General features: G+C 63.5%; 18 protein-coding genes and 2 pseudogenes. 5 read left to right on the top strand and 15 right to left on the bottom strand.

Annotated elements, in window-relative coordinates:
* Window positions 1-34: 34 nt before the first annotated feature.
* From F1C58_RS16200 to F1C58_RS16190, 3 genes are all read right to left on the bottom strand, one after another.
* The gene (locus F1C58_RS16200; protein WP_185204303.1) at window positions 35-433 is read right to left on the bottom strand and encodes a hypothetical protein; all 399 of its coding nucleotides are present in this window, start codon (window positions 431-433) and stop codon (window positions 35-37) included.
* Between the two features lie 261 nt (window positions 434-694).
* On the bottom strand, window positions 695-1834 hold the full coding sequence (locus F1C58_RS16195; RefSeq protein ID WP_185204302.1) for a helicase associated domain-containing protein: 1140 nt from the start codon (window positions 1832-1834) through the stop codon (window positions 695-697).
* A complete protein-coding gene (locus tag F1C58_RS16190; RefSeq protein ID WP_185204301.1) occupies window positions 1824-2528 on the bottom strand; it encodes a helicase associated domain-containing protein in 705 nt (234 codons plus the stop codon). The genes F1C58_RS16195 and F1C58_RS16190 overlap by 11 nt, the downstream gene beginning before the upstream one ends.
* Before the next feature lie 281 nt (window positions 2529-2809).
* On the opposite strand from F1C58_RS16190, the gene F1C58_RS16185 reads away from it, so the two are divergent.
* Window positions 2810-4102 carry an IS256 family transposase gene (locus F1C58_RS16185; protein ID WP_185201280.1) on the top strand — a complete coding sequence of 431 codons (1293 nt, stop codon included), beginning with the start codon at window positions 2810-2812 and terminating at the stop codon, window positions 4100-4102.
* A 72-nt stretch (window positions 4103-4174) separates the two neighbouring features.
* Here the strand turns inward: F1C58_RS16185 and istB are convergent, their stop codons facing one another.
* The 9 genes and pseudogenes from istB to F1C58_RS16140 all read right to left on the bottom strand — a co-directional run bounded on the left by istB (window position 4175) and on the right by F1C58_RS16140 (window position 11385).
* Window positions 4175-5005 carry an IS21-like element helper ATPase IstB gene (istB, locus tag F1C58_RS16180; RefSeq protein ID WP_185204300.1) on the bottom strand — a complete coding sequence of 277 codons (831 nt, stop codon included), beginning with the start codon at window positions 5003-5005 and terminating at the stop codon, window positions 4175-4177.
* Window positions 5002-5724: pseudogene (locus F1C58_RS16175) on the bottom strand (IS21 family transposase); the annotation flags it as partial. The pseudogene F1C58_RS16175 and the gene istB, both read right to left, overlap by 4 nt.
* Before the next feature lie 38 nt (window positions 5725-5762).
* A protein-coding gene (locus F1C58_RS16170; RefSeq protein WP_185201831.1) for an IS3 family transposase occupies window positions 5763-6997 on the bottom strand; the annotation gives its coding sequence in 2 pieces (ribosomal slippage) (window positions 5763-6688 and window positions 6688-6997; 1236 coding nt in all).
* Window positions 6998-7063: 66 nt separating this feature from the next.
* Window positions 7064-8041: pseudogene (gene istA, locus F1C58_RS16165) on the bottom strand (IS21 family transposase); the annotation flags it as partial.
* Between the two features lie 99 nt (window positions 8042-8140).
* A complete protein-coding gene (locus F1C58_RS16160) occupies window positions 8141-9883 on the bottom strand; it encodes a DEAD/DEAH box helicase family protein (RefSeq protein WP_185204299.1) in 1743 nt (580 codons plus the stop codon).
* A 66-nt stretch (window positions 9884-9949) separates the two neighbouring features.
* Complete coding sequence (locus F1C58_RS16155; protein WP_185204298.1) at window positions 9950-10186, bottom strand: hypothetical protein; 237 nt, start codon at window positions 10184-10186, stop codon at window positions 9950-9952.
* Window positions 10183-10482, bottom strand: coding sequence for a hypothetical protein (locus tag F1C58_RS16150; protein ID WP_185204297.1), 300 nt, complete (start codon window positions 10480-10482; stop codon window positions 10183-10185). Before F1C58_RS16150 ends, F1C58_RS16155 begins: the two co-directional genes overlap by 4 nt.
* Window positions 10479-10763, bottom strand: coding sequence for a hypothetical protein (locus F1C58_RS16145; RefSeq protein ID WP_185204296.1), 285 nt, complete (start codon window positions 10761-10763; stop codon window positions 10479-10481). The genes F1C58_RS16150 and F1C58_RS16145 overlap by 4 nt, the downstream gene beginning before the upstream one ends.
* Window positions 10764-10785: 22 nt before the next feature.
* Window positions 10786-11385: a DUF262 domain-containing protein gene (locus F1C58_RS16140; protein WP_185204295.1), complete on the bottom strand. Its 600-nt coding sequence runs from the start codon at window positions 11383-11385 to the stop codon at window positions 10786-10788.
* A gap of 119 nt (window positions 11386-11504) precedes the next feature.
* Between F1C58_RS16140 and F1C58_RS16135 the strand changes: the two genes are divergently transcribed.
* The 3 genes from F1C58_RS16135 (at window position 11505) to F1C58_RS16125 (ending at window position 14612) form a co-directional block, all read left to right on the top strand.
* Window positions 11505-11843: a hypothetical protein gene (locus tag F1C58_RS16135; protein ID WP_185204294.1), complete on the top strand. Its 339-nt coding sequence runs from the start codon at window positions 11505-11507 to the stop codon at window positions 11841-11843.
* Between the two features lie 378 nt (window positions 11844-12221).
* Entirely contained in the window at window positions 12222-12461 is a 240-nt protein-coding gene (locus tag F1C58_RS16130) for a hypothetical protein (protein WP_185204293.1), read from the top strand.
* A 210-nt stretch (window positions 12462-12671) separates the two neighbouring features.
* Complete coding sequence (locus tag F1C58_RS16125; RefSeq protein WP_185204292.1) at window positions 12672-14612, top strand: helix-turn-helix transcriptional regulator; 1941 nt, start codon at window positions 12672-12674, stop codon at window positions 14610-14612.
* 7 nt (window positions 14613-14619) lie between these two features.
* On the opposite strand, the gene F1C58_RS16120 is transcribed toward F1C58_RS16125, so the two are convergent.
* Window positions 14620-17286, bottom strand: a complete 2667-nt coding sequence (locus F1C58_RS16120) for a DEAD/DEAH box helicase family protein (protein WP_185204291.1) — start codon at window positions 17284-17286, stop codon at window positions 14620-14622.
* A 236-nt stretch (window positions 17287-17522) separates the two neighbouring features.
* Between F1C58_RS16120 and F1C58_RS16115 the strand changes: the two genes are divergently transcribed.
* Entirely contained in the window at window positions 17523-18101 is a 579-nt protein-coding gene (locus tag F1C58_RS16115) for a GNAT family N-acetyltransferase (protein ID WP_185204290.1), read from the top strand.
* Between the two features lie 4 nt (window positions 18102-18105).
* On the opposite strand, the gene F1C58_RS16110 is transcribed toward F1C58_RS16115, so the two are convergent.
* Both F1C58_RS16110 and F1C58_RS16105 read right to left on the bottom strand, forming a co-directional pair.
* Window positions 18106-18456, bottom strand: a complete 351-nt coding sequence (locus F1C58_RS16110) for a hypothetical protein (RefSeq protein ID WP_185204289.1) — start codon at window positions 18454-18456, stop codon at window positions 18106-18108.
* A 79-nt stretch (window positions 18457-18535) separates the two neighbouring features.
* A complete protein-coding gene (locus F1C58_RS16105) occupies window positions 18536-19165 on the bottom strand; it encodes a hypothetical protein (RefSeq protein ID WP_185204288.1) in 630 nt (209 codons plus the stop codon).

The following is a 19165-nucleotide window of genomic DNA, read 5'->3' as shown; positions in this document are numbered from 1 at the left end:
TTCATGCGCGGCGTCGGTATCGGCCTCGGCCGGTTCACTCGATCGACGCTTCGAACTCCGCTCGAGTGAAAGTCGTGTTCGCGCCGGCCGCAGCCATCGCCCGATCGAGATAGGTCGTGAAGACCCCCGCGTACGCGACGGCCGTATGACCCTGCGCAGACGAGGTCAGGCGGCTGATCTGCTCACCAACGATGCTGAGGCGTGACTTCGGGAAGCTGGCAAACTCGGTGGGCGCGGAGAGGATCGGAATTTCGTACGCGGCCGCCCGGCGAAGCGCAAGCACCGCCTCGACCGCTCTCGAGAAGAGTTCCTGTGGTGCGGGAGAGCTCGAATCGGATGAGAAGCCGATCGCAGACTCTCCGAGCCAGCCGTCGCGGCCTGCGCCGTCGATAGCGGCGACGGCAAGGCATCGACTCAGGGAACGGGCGTTCATGCGCTCATACGAGCGAATACCAGCGGCGTCACCACGAGCGATCGCTCTCATTCGGACGACCTGCCCTGCGCTCGCCTCCCGACGGGACTTCGGGAACCTCGCCATCGTCAAGCTCGCCTGAACGACGCCCGCTTCGTATGCGAAAGAGCGGCGGTGCGCATAAATCTCATCGAGCGCGCGGGAGTACTGGTTCGTGGTGGTCATGGGAAGGCCATGCGCGGTGAGACGAGGAACGGGTCGGGAAGCGATATGTATCCGTCGTCATTTGCCGGTCCGATGATTCCATTTCCAGCCGGCAACCGCCTCAAGGGCGGCTATGCGGCTTGGGGAGAGTCTGTTTGCGCGGTATTCGGGTCGTTGCTTGTTCACGAAGCGGCCGAGGAGAAACCCATCTTCATTGTGGTTCTGCGGAACGTCAGCGTGACCTTCGCGGAGGGCAAATGAATTCAGATGGTCGAGCGCCGCGATGAAGGAGTTTGACTTCGATTCCCACGACCAGCCCGCGATGCTCTCCAGAGACTCGATGCAGTCCTCGGGTAACGTTCCTGCGTTATAGAAGGCGCGTTGGGACTTCACGAATCTGCCTAGCTTGAAACCGTCCTCGATGTGCCCCTGAGGAACGTCAGCGTGGCCTTCGCGGAGGACGAATGCCAGCAGGTAACGTGTCGCGGTTGCGAACGCTTCCGCGTGAGCACCCCAGGTCCAGCCGGTGACCTGTTCGAGTCTTCTGATCCGATCATGGGAAAGCGTCCCGGCGCCGTACATACCCTGTAGCGCGTGGGCGAACCTGCCTAGCTTGAAACCGTCCTCGATGTGTCCCCGAGGCACATCAGCGTGGCCCTCGCGGCGGGCGAACGTCAACAAGTGCGGCAACCCGGTTGTGAACGAGTCTGACTGAACGCCCCACGTCCAGCCGGTGACCTGCCCCAAGGCGCTGATCCGCTCATTGGAGAGCCTTCCAGCGCGGTGCATGACCTTCTGGGTCGTGGCGAAGACTGCGAGCCTGCGTCCGCCTTCGATGTGGCCCCGCGGCACGTCAGCGTGCCCTTCGCGGAGCGCGAACGAGTGCATGAGCGCTAGAGAGCTCGCGAAAGCGTCCGCCTGCGCGTCCCACGTCCACCCAACAAGCCCTTCAAGAGCCTCTATCCAAGCTGATGAAAGTGCACCCGCCCGGTAGGCCTTCCGTTGTCCGTTCACAAATCTGCCGAGGGCATACCCGCCTTCTTCATGACGTTGAGGCACATTAGTGTGCCCTTCTCGTAACGCAAACGCCGCGAGCAGTTCGAGCCAATGGGCTTGGCGCGCAAGTGGGGTCTTCGGCCTCCTGAGCGCGTCCAGGCTCTCTGACGAAGCGAGCAGCTTCGCCCGGAGCGCCTCGGGCATCACATACTCAACGGACATCGGGAGTCGCATCGTCTGAGGACCCCAGCAGAACGCCGCCGAACTTGGCCACGAACACGGACAGAGCTGCACGTTTTGACGCGAGTCCAGCTTCGACGGGGTCGGCAGCATCGTGCCGCGGCGGTCGGCCGTGAGCGTTGGTCCAGTCGATGTACTCTTCGAGGGCGTTCTCATTCTTGGTGTTCGCCGTTGCGTACCTGTCGAACCAGCCGGGGAGTTCTCCAAAATATCTGCTTCGCTCCTTGGACATCGCCCCCTTGCGCATGAGGCTGACCTGACCGGAAACCCAGCCGCCGAGCTTGCGTTCTTTCTCGCTTCGGTCCTTCTTCGAAGACGGCCAGACGCCCTCGTGCTCGGCGAGCCAGGCCGCCAGCTCCCCGTAAGCTTCGTTCCACGTGCCGGCGACCTCACGGTGAATGGCCAGGCGAAGTCCCTCTTTCAGGCTCACCTTGAACCGCTCCCCGACGTCGCCGGAGATGTCGATGGTGACCTTCTGGTCGAAGTCGCCACCCTCGCCGGGGCCTGTGTCCGACCGCCGAACGGCCTGGTCGATGATCTGTTTCACAACTTCGTCGTGGAGCCCGAGCGCTTTCACAGTCGCGAACACTGTTTTCCAGCGGCGGTCTTTCCTCAGCGCTACGGAAACCTCTTCGACTGACATGCCGTCGTTGAAGTCAGACTGGGCAATCGCCACGGGGACGATGATGTGTCCGAACTTCTTATCCGGGTGCAGTCGGAGTACTCGGGAGTGGCTATGTCAACTCAAAGTGGCCCCAGGATGACGGCTAGATCTGGCCCCACCTGGTGACTTGCCGGGTGGCCAACACGTCAACGCGTGAGCGCGTCGGCGCTACAACAGAGCGGTGGCCTTCGTTCGGTGATCTCGTCGGCCGCAACCGGGTCTGTAAGAAATCTTGTGTAATTGGTTCGGCGTGACATCCGCGGCTGGGAGCTGTGGGATGGGAACAATGACGCATGAGCAGAGATATTCAGAAGCATCTTCGCTTTGATCCTGAGACGGGCCGGCCGTTGCCGGCGGAGACCGATTTCGCCGCGTTAGCGGCGGAGCTCGTCGAGTCGGCTAAGGGGCAGGGCATCGAGTTGACTGGGCCGAATGGGCTCCTGACGGGGTTGACCCGGCAGGTGTTGCAGACAGCTCTTGAGGTCGAGATGTCTGACCATCTGGGTTATGACAAGCACGACTTCGACGGCCGCAACGGGCAGAACTCGAGGAACGGGTCGACGCCGAAAACGTTGCGGACCGAGATCGGTGAAGTGACGGTCCAGATTCCGAGGGATCGGCAGGGAACTTTCGAGCCGGCGATCGTGCCGAAATATCAGCGTCGCATCGCGGGCTTCGATGAGGCCGTCGTCTCGCTTTATGCGAAAGGGCTCACGACCGGCGATATCCAGGCCCACCTCTCCGACGTGTATGGGCAAGACATCTCCCGGGAGCTGGTGTCGAAAGTCACCGACCGGGTCGTGGCCGACATGGAGGTGTGGCAGGCAAGGCCCCTGGATCCGGTGTATCCAGTGATCCTCATCGACGCGATCGTGATGAAGGTTCGGGATGGGCAGGTCGGCAACCGACCCGTGTATGTGGCGCTCGGAATCGATCTTGATGGCCATCGCGACGTTCTGGGCATGTGGGTTGGACCGACCGGTGGTGAGGGATCGAAGCAATGGATGAACATGCTCACCGAGCTGAAGAACCGCGGCGTCGCCGATGTCCTGTTCGTCTGTTGTGACGGGCTGAAGGGCCTGCCGGACTCGATCCTCGCGACCTGGCCGATGGCGACCGTTCAAACTTGTGTCGTGCATTTGGTGCGCAACAGCCTGCGGTTCGCGTCCAGGAAGTATTGGAAACCGATCGCGGAGAGGTTGAAGCAGGTCTACCAGGCGCCGACGGTGAAGGCGGCAGAGCAACGCTTCGACGAGTTTGCGAAGGAATGGGAACCCATCTACCCGGCGATGATCGCGATGTGGCGGCGGTCGTGGGGTGAGTTCACCCCGTTTCTCGACTACCCGTTAGAGATCAGGAAGCTCATCTATACGACAAACGGGATCGAGTCGTTGAACGCGAGATTCAGAGCCGCGACCAGGCGTCGCGGCCACTTCCCCAACGAACAATCCGCACTGAAAGTGATGTATCTCGCGATCATCGAACGACGCCACAACCGGGCCAATCCGACAGGCGAGATCAACGGGTGGAAAGCTATTCTTAACACCCTCGCAATGACCTACGGCGACCGCCTAGGACTCAACTAGCCGATGACCAGTTACACAAGAAATCTGACAGACCCGGGCCCGAGACCGCCCGCCGCAGGTTCCGCTTACGGGCTATTCCGTCTTAGCATCCACACGCGTTGGTTGGTTGTTTTTGGTGTGTGCGAGGCGGTAGGAGTCGGAGCCGGTTTCGATGATGTTGCCGCCGAAGGTGAGCCGGTCGACGATCGCAGCACACAGGCGTGGGTCGGTGAACGTCTTCGTCCAGCCGGAGAACGATTCGTTGGAGGCGATCGCGACGCTGTTTTTCTCTTCCCGCTCGGTCAGTACTTGAAACAGGAGTTCGGCACCGCGTCGGTCTAGTTCCATGTATCCCAGCTCGTCGATCATGAGCAGATCGACGCGGCCGTAGCGGGCGATGGTGCGCGCTAACACTTTCTCGTCGGCGGCCTCGACGAGCTCGTTGACCAGCCGGGTAGCGAGAGTGTATTTGACTCGGTATCCGGCCTCGGCCGCGGCGGCGCCCAACCCGATGAGCAGGTGCGTTTTGCCGGTGCCGGAGTCCCCGATTAGACACAGCGGTTGGCCTTTGCGGACCCAGTCTCCGGAGGCGAGGGTGTGGATGGTGGCGGGGTTGATGTTCGGGTTCGCGTCGAAGTCGAAGTCACCCAACCATTTGTCCCGCGGGAAGCCGGCTGCCTTGACCCGACGGACTGAGGAACGTCGGTCGCGGTCGTCACATTCGGCCAGCAGCAGCTCTGCGAGAAAACCTTGGTAGGTCAGTTGTTCCTTCTGCGCGGCACTGATGGCTTTATCCACTACCGCCCGGATTGTCGGCAGTCGTAGGCGCCGGCAGGCTTGATCGACGGCGGCATTGGCTGCCTGTTCGGTCATCCCGCGTCGGCGGCGCAGCGTGGTCGTGATCGATGTGGTTGTGGGGCTCATGATCCGGTCTCTTCCCTCGCTGGTAGTTCTTCGGTTGATGACTTGCCGGGTAGATGGAGTAGTTCGTCATATCCGGCCATCGAAGGTATCGGACGCCGGTCAGGCGGCAGACCCGCGATCACCGCCGCAGGATCCGCCAGACGCCGTTGGGTGAGACTGACCACCCTCGGCTCGACTCGCTGCTGCTCGGCGGAGGGGAACCTCACCCGATCACAGCGAGACGCGGGCGTGCCGGGTGTTTCGTGGTGTTGTGATGCGTGCAGGCGGGCTTCGACCGCGACGACATCCGCGGTCACCGCACCGACCATGACCGCGGCCCACAGACCAGCAACAACATCAGCCGCGTCCATGGAGCGGTGCAACAACAGGACATCGATCAGCTCCCGAGTGGCGACGGCATCACCGTCAGTTTTGCGCGCGGCAGCCCAGAATGCTTCATGCGCCGCCGTGAACGCGCCCGTAGCCCGTGCGTGCGCCAAAGCGGTCGAGCCCGGCAGCGCACCAGGCTTCAGTTTCAGCACATCGAGGTAGTGGTCCAGATCAACCGACTCGCCGCCGCGGGCCACCACCCGGGGATGGCGTGCCACGACCGTCCGGGCGTCGAAGACGACCAGCTCCGACGCCCGCAAAGACACTCGCACCTGCCGGCCGATCAAGCGGGAGGGCACGGAGTATTTCGCCATCCGCACCGTGATCAGACTCGACCGGTCCACCCGCGGGCCTTGGCCCTTGTTCTTGGACACGGTGTCGTTTCGGTTTATGCCGCTTTCGTGAGCGTAGCGGACACGATGGTTTCGTATGCGTCGGGGCTGATGTTGCCGATCGCGGAGTGCCGGCGACGGGTGTTGTAGCGGGTCGCCCAGCGGAACACGGCCCGGTAGGCGGTCGCTTGGTCGGGAAATGTTGGGACACCGTCGAGGAGCTCGCGTTTCAGCGACGCGTTGAACGACTCCGCGAGGGCGTTGTCCGCACTGGAGCCAACCGCGCCCATCGACTGAGTCACACCCATGCCCGTGCAGAGACGCGCGTAGTCCTTCGAGGTATAGACCGACCCATGATCCGAGTGAAAGACCGCACCGCGCAGCGAGCCGCGTTGATGCCAGGCGGCCCTCAACGCGTCTTCGACAAGCTCGGTGCGCATATGGTCAGCCATCGCCCAGCCGGGCAGCTTCCTGGAACACAGGTCGATCACCGTGGCGAGGTAGAGGTTCGTGCCGTCAGCGATGGGCAGGTAGGTGATGTCGCCCACGTAGCGGAGGTTCGGGCTCTCAGCGGTGAAGTCGCGGCCCACCAGATCGGGGAACTTCCTGCCCGACTGGTCCGGGATTGTGGTCTTCACCCGGCGGCGCAACCGAATCCCCGCCAGTCCTTCCTGGCGCATCACGCGCGCCACACGCTTGTGGTTGACCCGTTGCCCGCCGGCCGCGTTCTCGTTCAGGTCGGCAGTGACTCTGGGGACACCGTAAGCGCGATCACCACCCTGGACCGGGTCCTGCACCTGCCGGATCTTTGCGGCTAATGCCGCGTCCGCGGCAGCCCTGCCGGCCCGAGCGGGCGCGGCGACCAGCCACGCGTAGAACGATGACCTAGACACCTCGACACCCTCACACAACCGCTTCACGCCATAGGCGCCCTTGTGATCCTCGACGAACTGGAAGCGGGTCACCAGTTCGTCTCCCCGGCGAAATACTTCGCCGCCTGACGGAGAATGTCTCGCTCCGTTTCGAGCTTGCGGGCCTCAGCGCGAGACGCAGCCAGCTCCGCCTCCAACCGGACAACCCTCCCAGCGTGCGACTCGGATCGCCTCGCAGACCCGAGGAACGCAGTCCCGGGCACCGTTACTTCGGAGCCGAGCCTGCCCACCCATTCCTTCAACGCACCACGGGAAATTCCCAGATCAGCCGCGATGCCCTTCACCGTCGCACCAGGCGTGGACTCGTATAAATCCACCGCCCGCCGACGAAACTCGTCCGTGTAACTCTTCCTAGCCATCTCTTGAATTCTCGCTTCCCCAGCATCGTGCTGGAATCAGCGTGTCCAAGAACCGGGGTTAAGTCCCCGCGGTGTCAACGACAGGCCCGGATCGAACCGCTCCCCAGGCAACGGAGCCAGCAGAGGTTGCTCGGTGCTGAAGTCCGCACCGACAGTGCGGATCCTGGTCGAGATCCGCCGAACGTCATCAGCGTGATCCCACGCGCGGATGCGGTCGTTCAACTCGGCCAGAGAACCGACCACGGGCATCGGTGAGAGATGGTTGCGGCGAAACCTGCCAACCTCGCCCTCGACACCACCCTTCTCATGCGCTCCCTTGATACCCGGCTCGCAATAGAACGAGTCGAACCCGTAGTGCGAACGGAACAGCACCCAGCGGGGATTCTCTACCCGGTTGCGACCGAAGAGCACCTTCGTGACCGCGGACGTCAGGTTGTCGTAACGGATATGCCTGGTCGGGATCCCACCGATCGCCTCGAACGCGTCAATGTGGCCCTCCAGGAACGCTTCCTGTCCCTGGGTCGAATAGACACGGTGGATGGCCTTACCCGAGTGGGAGAGGCGGAAGACGAACAGGTGACACTTCGTCTTCACCCCGGACAGGATCACCCACACCTCGCCGAAGTCGACCTCCGCTTCCGCTCCCGGCTCGTGGCCTTGCGGGACGAACGCTTTCACGCGTCGGCCCGCCGCGATCTCGATCTCCACCCGCCGCGCCCGCACATAATCCCTGACCGTCGAATACGATAACTCCGTCGCACCGTGCTCATCCGCGAGGCGGGCCAGGATCCGGGTCGCGGTATGGAGCTGCTTGCGCGGAGCATCCAGATCCGTCGTCAGCATCTCATCGATCGCCGAGGTGAACGGCTCCAGGCGGGGTGAGGATCTCACCTGCGGTTTCCGGGCCGGCGGTTGGGCCGATTCCAACGCTGCCCTCACCGTGCGCCGGTGGACCTTATGTCGGCGCGCCAGCTCTCGCACCGACAGCCCTGCAACCCTGGCATCCCTGCGGATCTCTGCGAACACATCCACCCTTGACCTCATCCTGGCCTCCTCGCCGAATCATTCAGACGAGACCACGATCAAGTGGGGCCAAATCAAACCGTCACAACCACCCCGGCAAGTCACCAAATGGGGCCAGATCTAACCGTCACCCCGGGGCCACTTCAGGCTGTCACAGACACGGGAGGCCGACTGGACAATGTCTACGACCTGCGCTTTTGGGTCCGCAAAGACGACCGTGTCCAGTTCGGGAATGTCGATGCCCTCATTCAAGCACCGCGAGTTCGTCAGAAGCGCGGGAGCGTCCGACGCTTTGAAAGCGGCGATCGCCGACTCCCGCTTGAACGCAGAGAGGTTCCCCCACACCGTCTCGGAGTACCCGACCTGCTCGACGCCGGAGTCACCAAGCGGATTCCGCTTACCCATGAAGTTGGCGAATGCCTTCGCCTGAGCCACACGCGAATGGTAGGAAATGAACTTCCGTTGGCCCTGCTTGATGCTCTGATCGATGGCATACGCGGCGGACAGATACTGGCTGCTCATCCCGTCGATGGAGACGTTCTGATTGATCACCGCCATCAGCTCGTCTGGAACCACGATGATGCTCATCCGGTACGGGGAGATGATGGCCAGCTGGATCGCTTCGCCGAAAGTGAGCACATGTGCTTGAGGGCCGAACACTGGTGAGTTCTCGTCGAGGGAGTCGATCTCGTGCCGGGCGGCCATGTCCGAACTGGTCACCTTCGGGGTCGCTGTTGTGTAAACGCGCTTCGTGGCGATGAGTCGCTTCTTGCCGTCCTCCTTGAACTTCACCAGCTCGCCGCGGAACCCACAGCCGGCGAGGTTGTGCGCCTCGTCAGCCACCGCGAGGTCGTACGTGGGTGCGCCGAACTGGTGCTGAGCGTTGACGAGGATTTCAGAGCTGTGGTAGGTGGAGAAGACGACTACTGGCACAGGTCGGCCGGTCCCGTCCGCATCGGTCGTCGTCTCCTGCAACGCCGAAGCGATGGTGGACGCGAGTTCATCCGGGTTGCGGATGAGGTGCCGGCCGAACTCTTGTTCGTTGGCGATCAGGTGGTCTTCCGTCGCCAGCATGTCCTCGTCGGAGCAGACGGCGATAACGGTTAGCCGACCGGCGGACTGCTGCGTCCACGCTCTGATGGTCTGTCGCAGAAGCCCGAGGGTCGGCGCGAAGAACGAGGTGAGTTTCGAGCCGAGAGCTTCGTGCAGTGCGTGGGCGGTGATGGTCTTCCCGGTTCCGCAGGCGGAGATGAATTGAACAGCAGGGTTCGTATCGAGCCCGGCGAGCACGTTTGCTACCGCGACTTCCTGATGAATGCGCAATTGGTAGGGGCCGTCGGCCGGGAGGCTCTTGCCTTCCTCCAGGTAGGCGCGCACCTCGGCGATGGTGGCGGGGTAGTTGATTCCGGCGGCGAGCCAGGAACGGTTGTGCACGACGACTTGGCTTCCGCTGCTCCGGTTGTGGTCTGTGGCGGTCCGATTGAGACCAGCTCCGCTCGTGATCCACAGAAGCTTGGTGACACCGGGAATGCTGCGCGCCTGCGCGATGAAGTTCGTGTAGTGGCTGTAGCTGCTCTCTGCTTCGGCGGCGTAGCCCTTGTTCTGCACGGCCCAGAACTCCCCCGAGTGTGTGGTGACCACACGGTCGACGCCTAGGTCTCGCCACTGTGACGGTAAGGCCTGCGGCAGCTCCCTCCGAGCCCACGTCTCGTAGCGTTCGATCTTCGAGATCTGGCCGCCGTACTCGGGGCTGGTTCTTAGCGCATAGTCGGAGATGTACTCGAACCAGGCGCCGTGCTCGGTTGTGGTGGGCGCCGCTTCTGCTTCGGCGAGCAGGAAGTTGAGATTCGCATTGGAGAACATGATGTCTCTATGCGCAGCGAATCAAATCGGCTGGAGCGGTACCCAGCCCTCGCCGTCAAACGGGCGCTATTCCCCGGCGAGCTTCTCCCCGATACCCCACAGAATCACAAGGATCAAGCCGACTCCGATCGCTAGCAGCGGAGCGATCGCAATCCAGTCCCACCAGTACCAGACTGGCTTCGTGAAATGGTCACCTGCCGCGTGGAAAATCTCAGGCTGACCTTGGTAGGCGAGCCGGCCGATCGCGAAGAGCAGCCAGGCCGCTCCGGTGACGGTGACCAGGCCGACGAGGATGCTTTTCATGCGGTGACCAGCTCACGACGGGCAGCGTAGTTCGGGTCCGCTGAGTCCAGCTGGCAGACGTCGTACCCTTCGTCTCCGCCACATTCGAGGCAGCTGACACAGGGCATGTCCAAGCAGAGGAAGCCGGCAGGGGAATCCTGGTGGTGCGCGTCGAAGGTTTTCTTCTCGGCGGCGTACGCAGCCCAGTCGGGAGCTTCGCCGGTGGCGAGATTGAACACTGGCGGGTCGTAGTCCGGGTCGTGGTGCGAGCAGTCCGCCGCCAAGGCGAACGTGTCGATCAGGTGGTGGACGCTCATCGGTGGAACACCCGCTTGGCAGACGCTCTGACCTCACGCCAGAACGCAATGGTCAGCCCGACGACCAGCATCCCGATAGCGACGCCCATGCACAGCATGATCGAACCGGTCACGGGCAAGAGAACAAAACGCCAATCCCATTCGACAATCCCGGTCAGACGAAGTGTGACGAGGACAAGTTGCACGACAACGATGACAGCTGCGGCGAGGAACCCAATGTCGATCGCGCGAGGCCGGGTATGGATGATGGCGGCGGAGTTGGGGTGAAGTTGAGTGGTCATACGAACACCATGCGCGGCACGGTCAGACGGTGCGGTCGCTCGCGCCGTTCGTGAGCACCACGGTCGCGTTCGCCCGGTCGGCGTCCGTCTGCGCAACGCCGGCGAAGTTGATCAGCATGAAGATCTCCGCCTCCGCGTCGACGCCGGAGACCGCGGCTTCTGTCACCTGCAACGGCATGTTAGCGAACCGCCGGCCAAAGACAATACTGGTCCCTGAGTAGCGGACACCGGGGACGGTCCGGCCACGGTAATCCATCGGCTCCGTCTCGAGCACATCCTTGGGGTCAACCCAAGCTGCGGGGATCGCAAATTCGGAGTCGGCGAAAGCTTGGAGGGCTTCCAGCCGCTGTTTTCCGTCGACGACAGCGATATCCACACCGCTCTTCTGATAACCACGGTCGTTGACGGTTATCGTGCCGATCGGCAATCCCATCAGCGCCGATTTGATCAGCTCGCGGCGGCGGGAAACATCCCAGACGCTCCCCCGCTGATACGGCGGGTTCACCTCGAAACGCTCACGCCGGCTGAGGAAGTGGTCGAAGGATCGAGTGGTGTGGCTCAGTTTCAGCTGGACGAGAAGCTTCGGTTCGGAGTCCGTCACGTCAATCGGCGAGGTGTTCATGGGAAGACCATGCGCGAGTGACGGCGGGAACCCCGTTCCGAGGTTCGCCGTTGTCGCCGTCGAAAAGGGCGCTCAGAATTGTCACCTCGAAGTAGTCGGGCACCGCGCATGTTCTTCCCATGAGAAACGCATCGAAAAACGACCTGAACAACCGGAAGACCTGGACCCAGCAGAACGGCACGGTCCTGCGAGTCAAAGACCTCACCGCTGCCCACCGCGCGAACATCGTCCGAATGCTGGAACGTGAAGCGACCGCCCGCCACATTGCCGCGATCGACGAGCTCACCGCGATGCAGGACCGTGCGAACACGCCCGACGACGCCGGTGTGCTGGCCGGGCTGATCCGGGAGGTTCTGGATGAGCTGACCGGAACCGACCCGCTGGCGGTTCTCCGCGCCACCCCGCTGATGAAGCGGCTGGCGAAGCTGGCAGCGAAGGACGCGGACGCCGCGGTGTAGTGCGAAGCCGGCCATTCAACAGCCTTCGTGGCGTCTCGGCGCAGATTGCCATCCACAGGGCTCGGATCGCCTTACCAGGACCGCCGCTTGTCGATCCATTTAGTCGCGGTACGTGCGGCTGTGCACGCTCGCCGATCGCACCTATTCCATCTGCTGACGGCTGGTGAAAACCGCACAATGAGGCTGGCAGATTATGCAGTAGAGGCTCGCGCATGATCACCGGCACGACTCGCCCTCTCGGGGCGCGGACACCTACTGGCGTGATGTGCGGCCAAGGCAGGCGGAGGAGAACCCCGCCAATCCCCCACGAAATCAATTCATTCGTTGGCGCGCCGACAGCCTCCACGCATTGAATTGATTCCGCGCCAAGATCGTCCCATGAGTGCGATCAAGGGCAGAACGAAGCGACGCGACAACGCCGTGACGGTGCTCCTGCAAACGCGGGTGACCACCACGGTCCGGGATGCCATGCATGCCGCAGCCGAAGAGAGCGGGCTGTCCCTAGCGCTCTACATCGAAGCTCTCGTCCAGCAGCAGCTGGAGGACCACGGTTCCCTGCCGGTCTTCGACCACCTGGCACGCCCACGCTGGGAGGAGCTGCCGATCCCAGCCGCTTAAGAAGAGAAGGCCCGCCGCAAGCGACGGGCCGAAGTCTCACAGCTTCCCACCTGATTCAGTTTGGCGACAGGGCCAGGTGCGAAAGCCGATATTCAGAAGATCCGGTGAACCCGGGCCTTCGTTGTATCCAGAACTCCACGAACTGGAAGTGATCCCATAGTACGCACGAGCGCACCCGAAAAGCTGGCAACGACCGAGAATTCTCTCGGCGTGTCGCGCTTCGACAACGACGCCTGGCGCTTCACCCAGAGGGCAAGCCCCCGAGACCAGGTCCGCGTCACCGACCCGGCAACCGGCGCGGGCATCACCAACAGCTACCCGCACCAGGTCCCCCTGGCCGGCCCGACGCCCAGCACCCCGTGGGCGATGTACCTCGCCGGCGCCGACGGCATGTACCGTTTCGTCTGCTTCGACCTTGACGCCAGCCACGGCAACGCCGCCAACGACGCCGACCGGCTTTCCTTCTGGCTGGCGGACTTGAACGTCTCCCATCTGGTCTGCGAGTCCGGTCCGACCGGAGGCCGGCACGTTTGGCTGGCTCTCGACCACGGCGCGGATCCCGCCGTCATCGAGCAGATCGGCCGGATGGCCGCGCAGCTGCTCCCGTCTCTGGACATCACCCCGCTGACGAACCCGCGGACCGGCTGCGTCCGCCCGCCCGGCGCCCCGCACCGGCTCGGCGGTTTCTCCACCGTCCTCGCTGGAACCCTGACTGCGTTCATCTTCCCGTCCGTGACCGCCGACGATCTGACCGCCCTTCGCAGCTTCCTCGCCGACTCCGGCGCGACCCTCGACCCGCCGCGGACCAGCCCCGCGAAAGGGATGGCGTTCGACACCGCCGGGCACCCTCACCTTCTCGGTCCCCGCCGCGTTCTCACGAGTCGAGCGCGGACGCTCCTCGACAGCGAACCGGAAGCTGACACCTCCGTCACTCTCGCCCGAGCCCTCGCGATGCTCGCACGCGCCCGCTGGCGGTACTCGGATGTAGCTGCGCTCCTGCCGAGCTCCCCCGCGCTGGTTCACGCCCGGTCGATCGCCGGCCGCGGCGCGCGCCGGCCGGTGTCAGAACATGCGGCAGCGCGACGGCTCGCCGCGGCGTGGTCCCGCGCGGTGTACTTCGCCGCAGCGAACCCATTCAGCGTCGTCGGCAACGACGACGACTTCCTCGAACGCGCTACCCAGGTCACGGCGGCGGTCGCCGCCTGCCAGGCTCGCGCGGATAGCATGCCTGGCATCTGGGGTTTCGACACCGACTCACGACCGGCGCGCGCGGACCGCGGCCGCCGAACCCACCGGCTCGTCCTCGACGCCATCTGCCTCTACCTCACCCAGTCCGTGCAGAGCACCGTGGAAGTGGACACCAGGCGCCTGGCCGAGGACACCGGCTACGGGCGGGAGTCCTGCCGGCTCGCGCTCCTTGCACTGGCCGCCCCGTCGATCGACGGCGATGCCGAGTCCGCATGGATCGTCAAGACCGAAGACAGCGTCGGGATCCACGGCAGCAGATTCCGACTCAGCCACCGGTTCTCCACAGAGTCAGAGGATCAAAGCTGGGCACAAGTCATGACACGCCCCGCCGAGCTCCCCCTCGAGAACCGCCAATGGTGGATCCAGAAAATCAGCTCACTCCTTGCGCCGCTTGCCTCGGATACTTTCGCCGCGCCCGGCAGTCTCGGCCGCACTGCCGGCAGGGTTTTCGCTCAGCTCCGCCCTGGCGCCGCGGTGACCGCCGCCGACATCGCACGCCGCGCGCAAACGAGCCCCGGCCAAGCCCTACGCGCGCTCCGAGAACTGGACCGGTCACGCCTCGCTCACCTCACCGATGAGGGCTGGGCTCGCGACGAAACGGCAGACCTCGAAAGTGCAGCCTGGGAGCTTGGTGTCACCGGCTACCTTGACGGCCGCCGCGACCGGTACGCGACCGAACGCGCCGTCTGGTCCTGGTGGCATGCCGAGCACACCTGGATGACCACCCGAGGCAAACGGAGGCGCGGCAAGCAAGGCGGAACCGCCCTCGCCTTGTTCGCGCAGACCGCCCGGACCGAGTACCCGTTCTACCCGCGTGGGGCCGACCGGCGCGCCGATCATCGGAAAGCGAAGCAGCTCGCCGCGGCGGGGGCGTTGCGGGCGCCGGACATCTGGGCGGCGTAAGGGTGATTTAGCGGGAGGTGTGCCGCCAGCCAGGGACAGCGGTGTTGAGGCGGGCGAGCTGGTTTGAAGTGAGTTTCGTGCCGTTGATCGTCCCCTTGTTGATGCTGCGTCGGGTTTTCAGCCACTTGTAGGCGAATTTTTCTTCCGGTTCGACAGCCGTAGATCGCGGTTTGTGACCGGGGTTGGCGGTGCACCAGGAGATGAAGCGAACCAGACCCTCTTCGGTGGCGTCAACGACAAGATGCCAGTCGGGGAATGCGGTGTTGAGGCGGGCGAGCTGGTTTGAAGTGAGTTTCGTGCCGTTGATCGTCCCCTTGTTGATGCTGCGTCGGGTTTTCAGCCACTTGTAGGCGAATTTTTCTTCCGGTTCGACAGCCGTAGATCGCGGTTTGTGACCGGGGTTGGCGGTGCACCAGGCGATGACGCGAACCAGACCCTCTTCGGTGGCGTCAACGACAAGATGCCAGTCGGGGAATGCGGTGTTGAGGCGGGCGAGCTGGTTTGAAGTGAGTTTCGTGCCGTTGATCGTCCCCTTGTTGATGCTGCGTCGGGTTTTCAGCCACTTGTAGGCGAATTTTTCTTCCGGTTCGACAGCCGTAGATCGCGGTTTGTGACCGGGGTTGGCGGTGCACCAGGAGATGAAGCGAACCAGACCCTCTTCGGTGGCGTCAACGACAAGATGCCAGTCGGGGAATGCGGTGTTGAGGCGGGCGAGCTGGTTTGAAGTGAGTTTCGTGCCGTTGATCGTCCCCTTGTTGATGCTGCGTCGGGTTTTCAGCCACTTGTAGGCGAATTTTTCTTCCGGTTCGACAGCCGTAGATCGCGGTTTGTGACCGGGGTTGGCGGTGCACCAGGAGATGAAGCGAACCAGACTCTCTTCGGTGGCGTCGATCACCACATCCCAGACCGACATTGCCGCTGTCAGTTCAGCTTTAGTGCGCGCCGGGAGCAGCCCTTTCTTGTTGTCGATTCGTAGTTTGATCAGCCTCTTTCCGAGCCGCTTCTCCAACAGATCGGCTGAATGCGCAGTCGGCCTCTCCCCCGGATGTGCATCCCCCCAGATCTTCAAGTCGACCAGGAACAGTGCCCACGAATCGGTCACCGCCTCGAACACCTGCAGGCTGAGCCCCTTGGTTAGGGCCGCCAGCGCCAGCCCATGGAACTCCCCGGCGAGGCCGCCGAGGTCAACTTTCACGATCCGCTCTTCCGGCTCGTCGCCTTCCCCGGTTTTCGCGCGGATCCCCGCGTCGATGATCTCCTGGGCGAGCCGTTCATCGTTCGCAGCCATCTTCCGGAGCACGTTGAACACGTTCTCGAACGCGCCTTCTTTCGGCTGACCGTCCGGGCCGGCGAGGACCGGCATGACAACGTAGCCCTTCTCCTTCATCCGTCCGTCAGGGAAGCGGAACGGGCGGATCGCCCGGCCGATGATCTGGACGATGTCGATCTCGCTGGTGCGGGGGTCAACAAGGAGGACCGCTTCGAGAGCCGGCACGTCGATGCCTTCGGTGAGGCAGTTCACGTTCGTGACCACGCAGCCGTCCTCGAGCTGGCGGAGGATCTCCCGGCGTTCGTCCATCGGCACGTCCGCGGTGATCGATCGCGCGCGATCGAAGCCGTTCTCGAGCAAATCGGCGGCGAACTGCTGTGCGCGCTCCACGCCGGAGTGGTACGAGATCATCCGGGTGACCCCGTACTCCTCGTTGAGCTTCCGTGCTGCGATCAGCGCCATCGCATGACGGGCTCCTTCGTCGGTGCTGTCGAGCGCGAACTGATGGTCTGGGTAGAGCTCTTCAATTTCGGTCTCGGTGACGGCGAGGATGAGGATTTCGTACTCAGTGAGGACCGGCATCCCGTTTGCCTGCCGGGGAAGGTTTATGGCATCCCGAAGCGACAGCTCGAACGCAACCGTGCCGAACAGGGCCGGGTTGTCCATCGACGCGTGCGACTCGGTGTCCTGCCCGTTCTTCGACGAGACGGTCCTCTGGGTGGCGGTGGTGAACACGCGACGGTCGGAGCGGATCATCTTCGGGTTCCGGACGGCTTCACCGTTTTTGTTCTCTGCAGCGGACGCTTTTCGGTCGCGGGTTCCGAGGTAATGAGCTTCGTCGGCGATGATCAGGTCGAAGGTGCCCTTCGTGGACTCTTGTGCGGTGGCGATCTTGTGCGACGACTGGTAGGTGCCGAAGACGATGTGCGGCATGTCGGTGAAGCCGCTCTCGGCGAAGGTGATGAACTCGGCGACTCGGGCTGGATCCTGAGTGACTTCAATGTCCGGGAGGGAAGCGCGGAGCTCGTCTTCGGAGATGTCGTCCACGGAGGCTTTACCGACGCTCGGGTCCGAGCAGACGATCAGTGCGACGAACTTGCGGCCGAGCGCACGCCAGCTGGCAACGGTCTGCTGCAGCAGCGACAGGTTCGGGCAGAAGAAACCAGTGAGGGTGGAGTTCGTCGCCTCATGCAGGGCGAGCATCGTGACGGTCTTGCCCGTTCCGCAGGCGGAGAGGACGGTAGCCAGGGAGTCTGTCGCAAGAGCCTCCAGCGTCCGTGCCAGCGCTTTCTGCTGGTAGTCACGGAGGACGTATTTTGGTGCCGCGACATCCACGTCGAGCGTGACCAGCTCGAGCAGGTTCGCTGGTGTGGTCTGGACGGAGGACGGTGCGGTGAGGCTCATAGGAAAGCCATGCGCGGCAGCTGCGCCGGTGTGGGCGGCGGTGCGGGCGGCGGGCCCGTGTCGGACCCTCCCGCTAGCCTCGGCGTATGGATCCAACAGCAGGCGTACGCATTCGTTTTGCCGCGCCCACTGACCGCGCTGCGCTGTTCGAGTACGAGCGGAACTACTTCCCGGCGGTCGCCGGGCAGCCTCACTCCGGCTATGTCTTCGAGAGCGTCGAACTTTCCACTCTCACCTTGACCGAGCAGATCGCAGCCCCGATGCGCGTGTTCACTGTTGTCGCTGAATCTGACGGCCAGATCATTGGGTTCGCCGCGGCGGTTCCGTGGCGGCTCCCGGGGTCGGGCGCGGTCGACCGCGCCCACATGCTCCTGAACTACCTTGCGGTCGACCCGGCCCGTCGACGTCAGGGGATCGGCAGTGCGCTCATTGCGGAGATCGAACGGAGAAGCCTCGCCGCCCGGCAGAACGTCATCGTCGCCCACGTGCCCGCAGCACAGGATGACTTCTACCGGACCAGCGGATGGGAAGTCTGCGGGGACGGCCGCGGTTACGCCTGGCTGCCGTTCAACGATCACCTGCGGGGCGACGTTGCAGATCCTGAGCTCGGCTTCCCGCTGATGGCGGCGAAGGTGCTGCGGCCCCGAGCGATCAGAACCACGTTCGACTTCCCGATCCTGTCCGGCGCACCGATCTTCGACGCGGTGACTGAGCTGGTTCGGCTCATCGGTGAGGGGCGTGTTGACGCGGGAGACCTAGACGGTTTCACCCGCGACATGGTCGGGCAGGCGAATCAACGGTCGACGTCTCTCTGAGCCTCTACGGCTGCTGGCCGTCGAGCGCTTCCTCTTGCGCTTCGGCAACGTCGAGCGCGGCCTGAGCGTCGGCCACTCTGGCTTCGAGGATTCCGACTAGCGACGTGACGCGGAGCCTCTCGGCTTTCTGGTCGAGCGGGTTGCCGTTGTGGTCGAGCTGCCTGTAGTTGCCGGTGGCCACCACATCCCGGGCGGCCGTCAGCTGGTCAGCCTCAGAGGTCAGGTGTTGACGGGCAGAAGCTGAGGCTGCGGCGGCGCGGATGAGGTCTCCAGCAAGAGTGTCGGCCAGCCCGGGATCCGTGGCTGATGGGACGGTGGTGGGAAGCTTGCGCGATGGTCTGGGCGTGGTGCTCATCTGGATCTCCGAACTTTGCGCGAATTCTTGATCTTACGAAGCGGGTAGGACTGGACCCATGACCACATGGTCGCCGGAACTAGCCGGCGACCAGGACTTCCCATTTGGTGGTCTGAGGCTGCGAGGCGATGTAGCCCTGAACGGATGCGACAGCGGACGCGGCGTCAGGGAACCGGTTCGCGAGGCCGGGTTTTGCGGCAGGACCTTGAACTGCCCATCGCCAGACTTTGGCGTCCCCTGCGTCATTGCCGGTCCAGATCCTCACGATGACGACAACGGGCTTCCCCATCGAGCCGCTGATCCGTTTGATCACCGGGCCCAAAGTCGGGTTCATCGTGTCGTTTGCGTCATGGCCAGCTTGGGCCGCCGCGGCAAGCTGTGCGCTCGCGTCAGCCTTGACCGGTTCCGGCAGCAGCTCATGGGAGTTGATCATGATGTTCACTCCGGCGGAGGTCGTGTAGACCCAGTCGCCGTTCTTCGGCAGCGACTTCCGGAGCGCGACAGCCTGAGCTCCGGTAAGAGTGTCACCAGGCTTCGGAGCCGCGGCAGTCGGCGCAGGTGTGGAGGTCGCACTTGCCGTGGTGCCGGCTGGCTTGTTCAGGATTGCGGCTCGTGCTTCTGGTGTGCAGCCGGCCAGCGTGGCCGCGAGAAGGATCGCTGCGCTCAGCAGGACGATGCGGCGAGCTGTGCGGTTGGTGTTGCTGGTCAT

Origin of the sequence: Glaciihabitans sp. INWT7, from assembly GCF_014217685.1 — a bacterium.
In the GTDB taxonomy this organism is placed as follows: domain Bacteria; phylum Actinomycetota; class Actinomycetes; order Actinomycetales; family Microbacteriaceae; genus Lacisediminihabitans.
The sequence above is the reverse complement of the archived record's forward strand: the minus strand, read 5'-3'. Positions and strand labels throughout refer to the sequence as shown.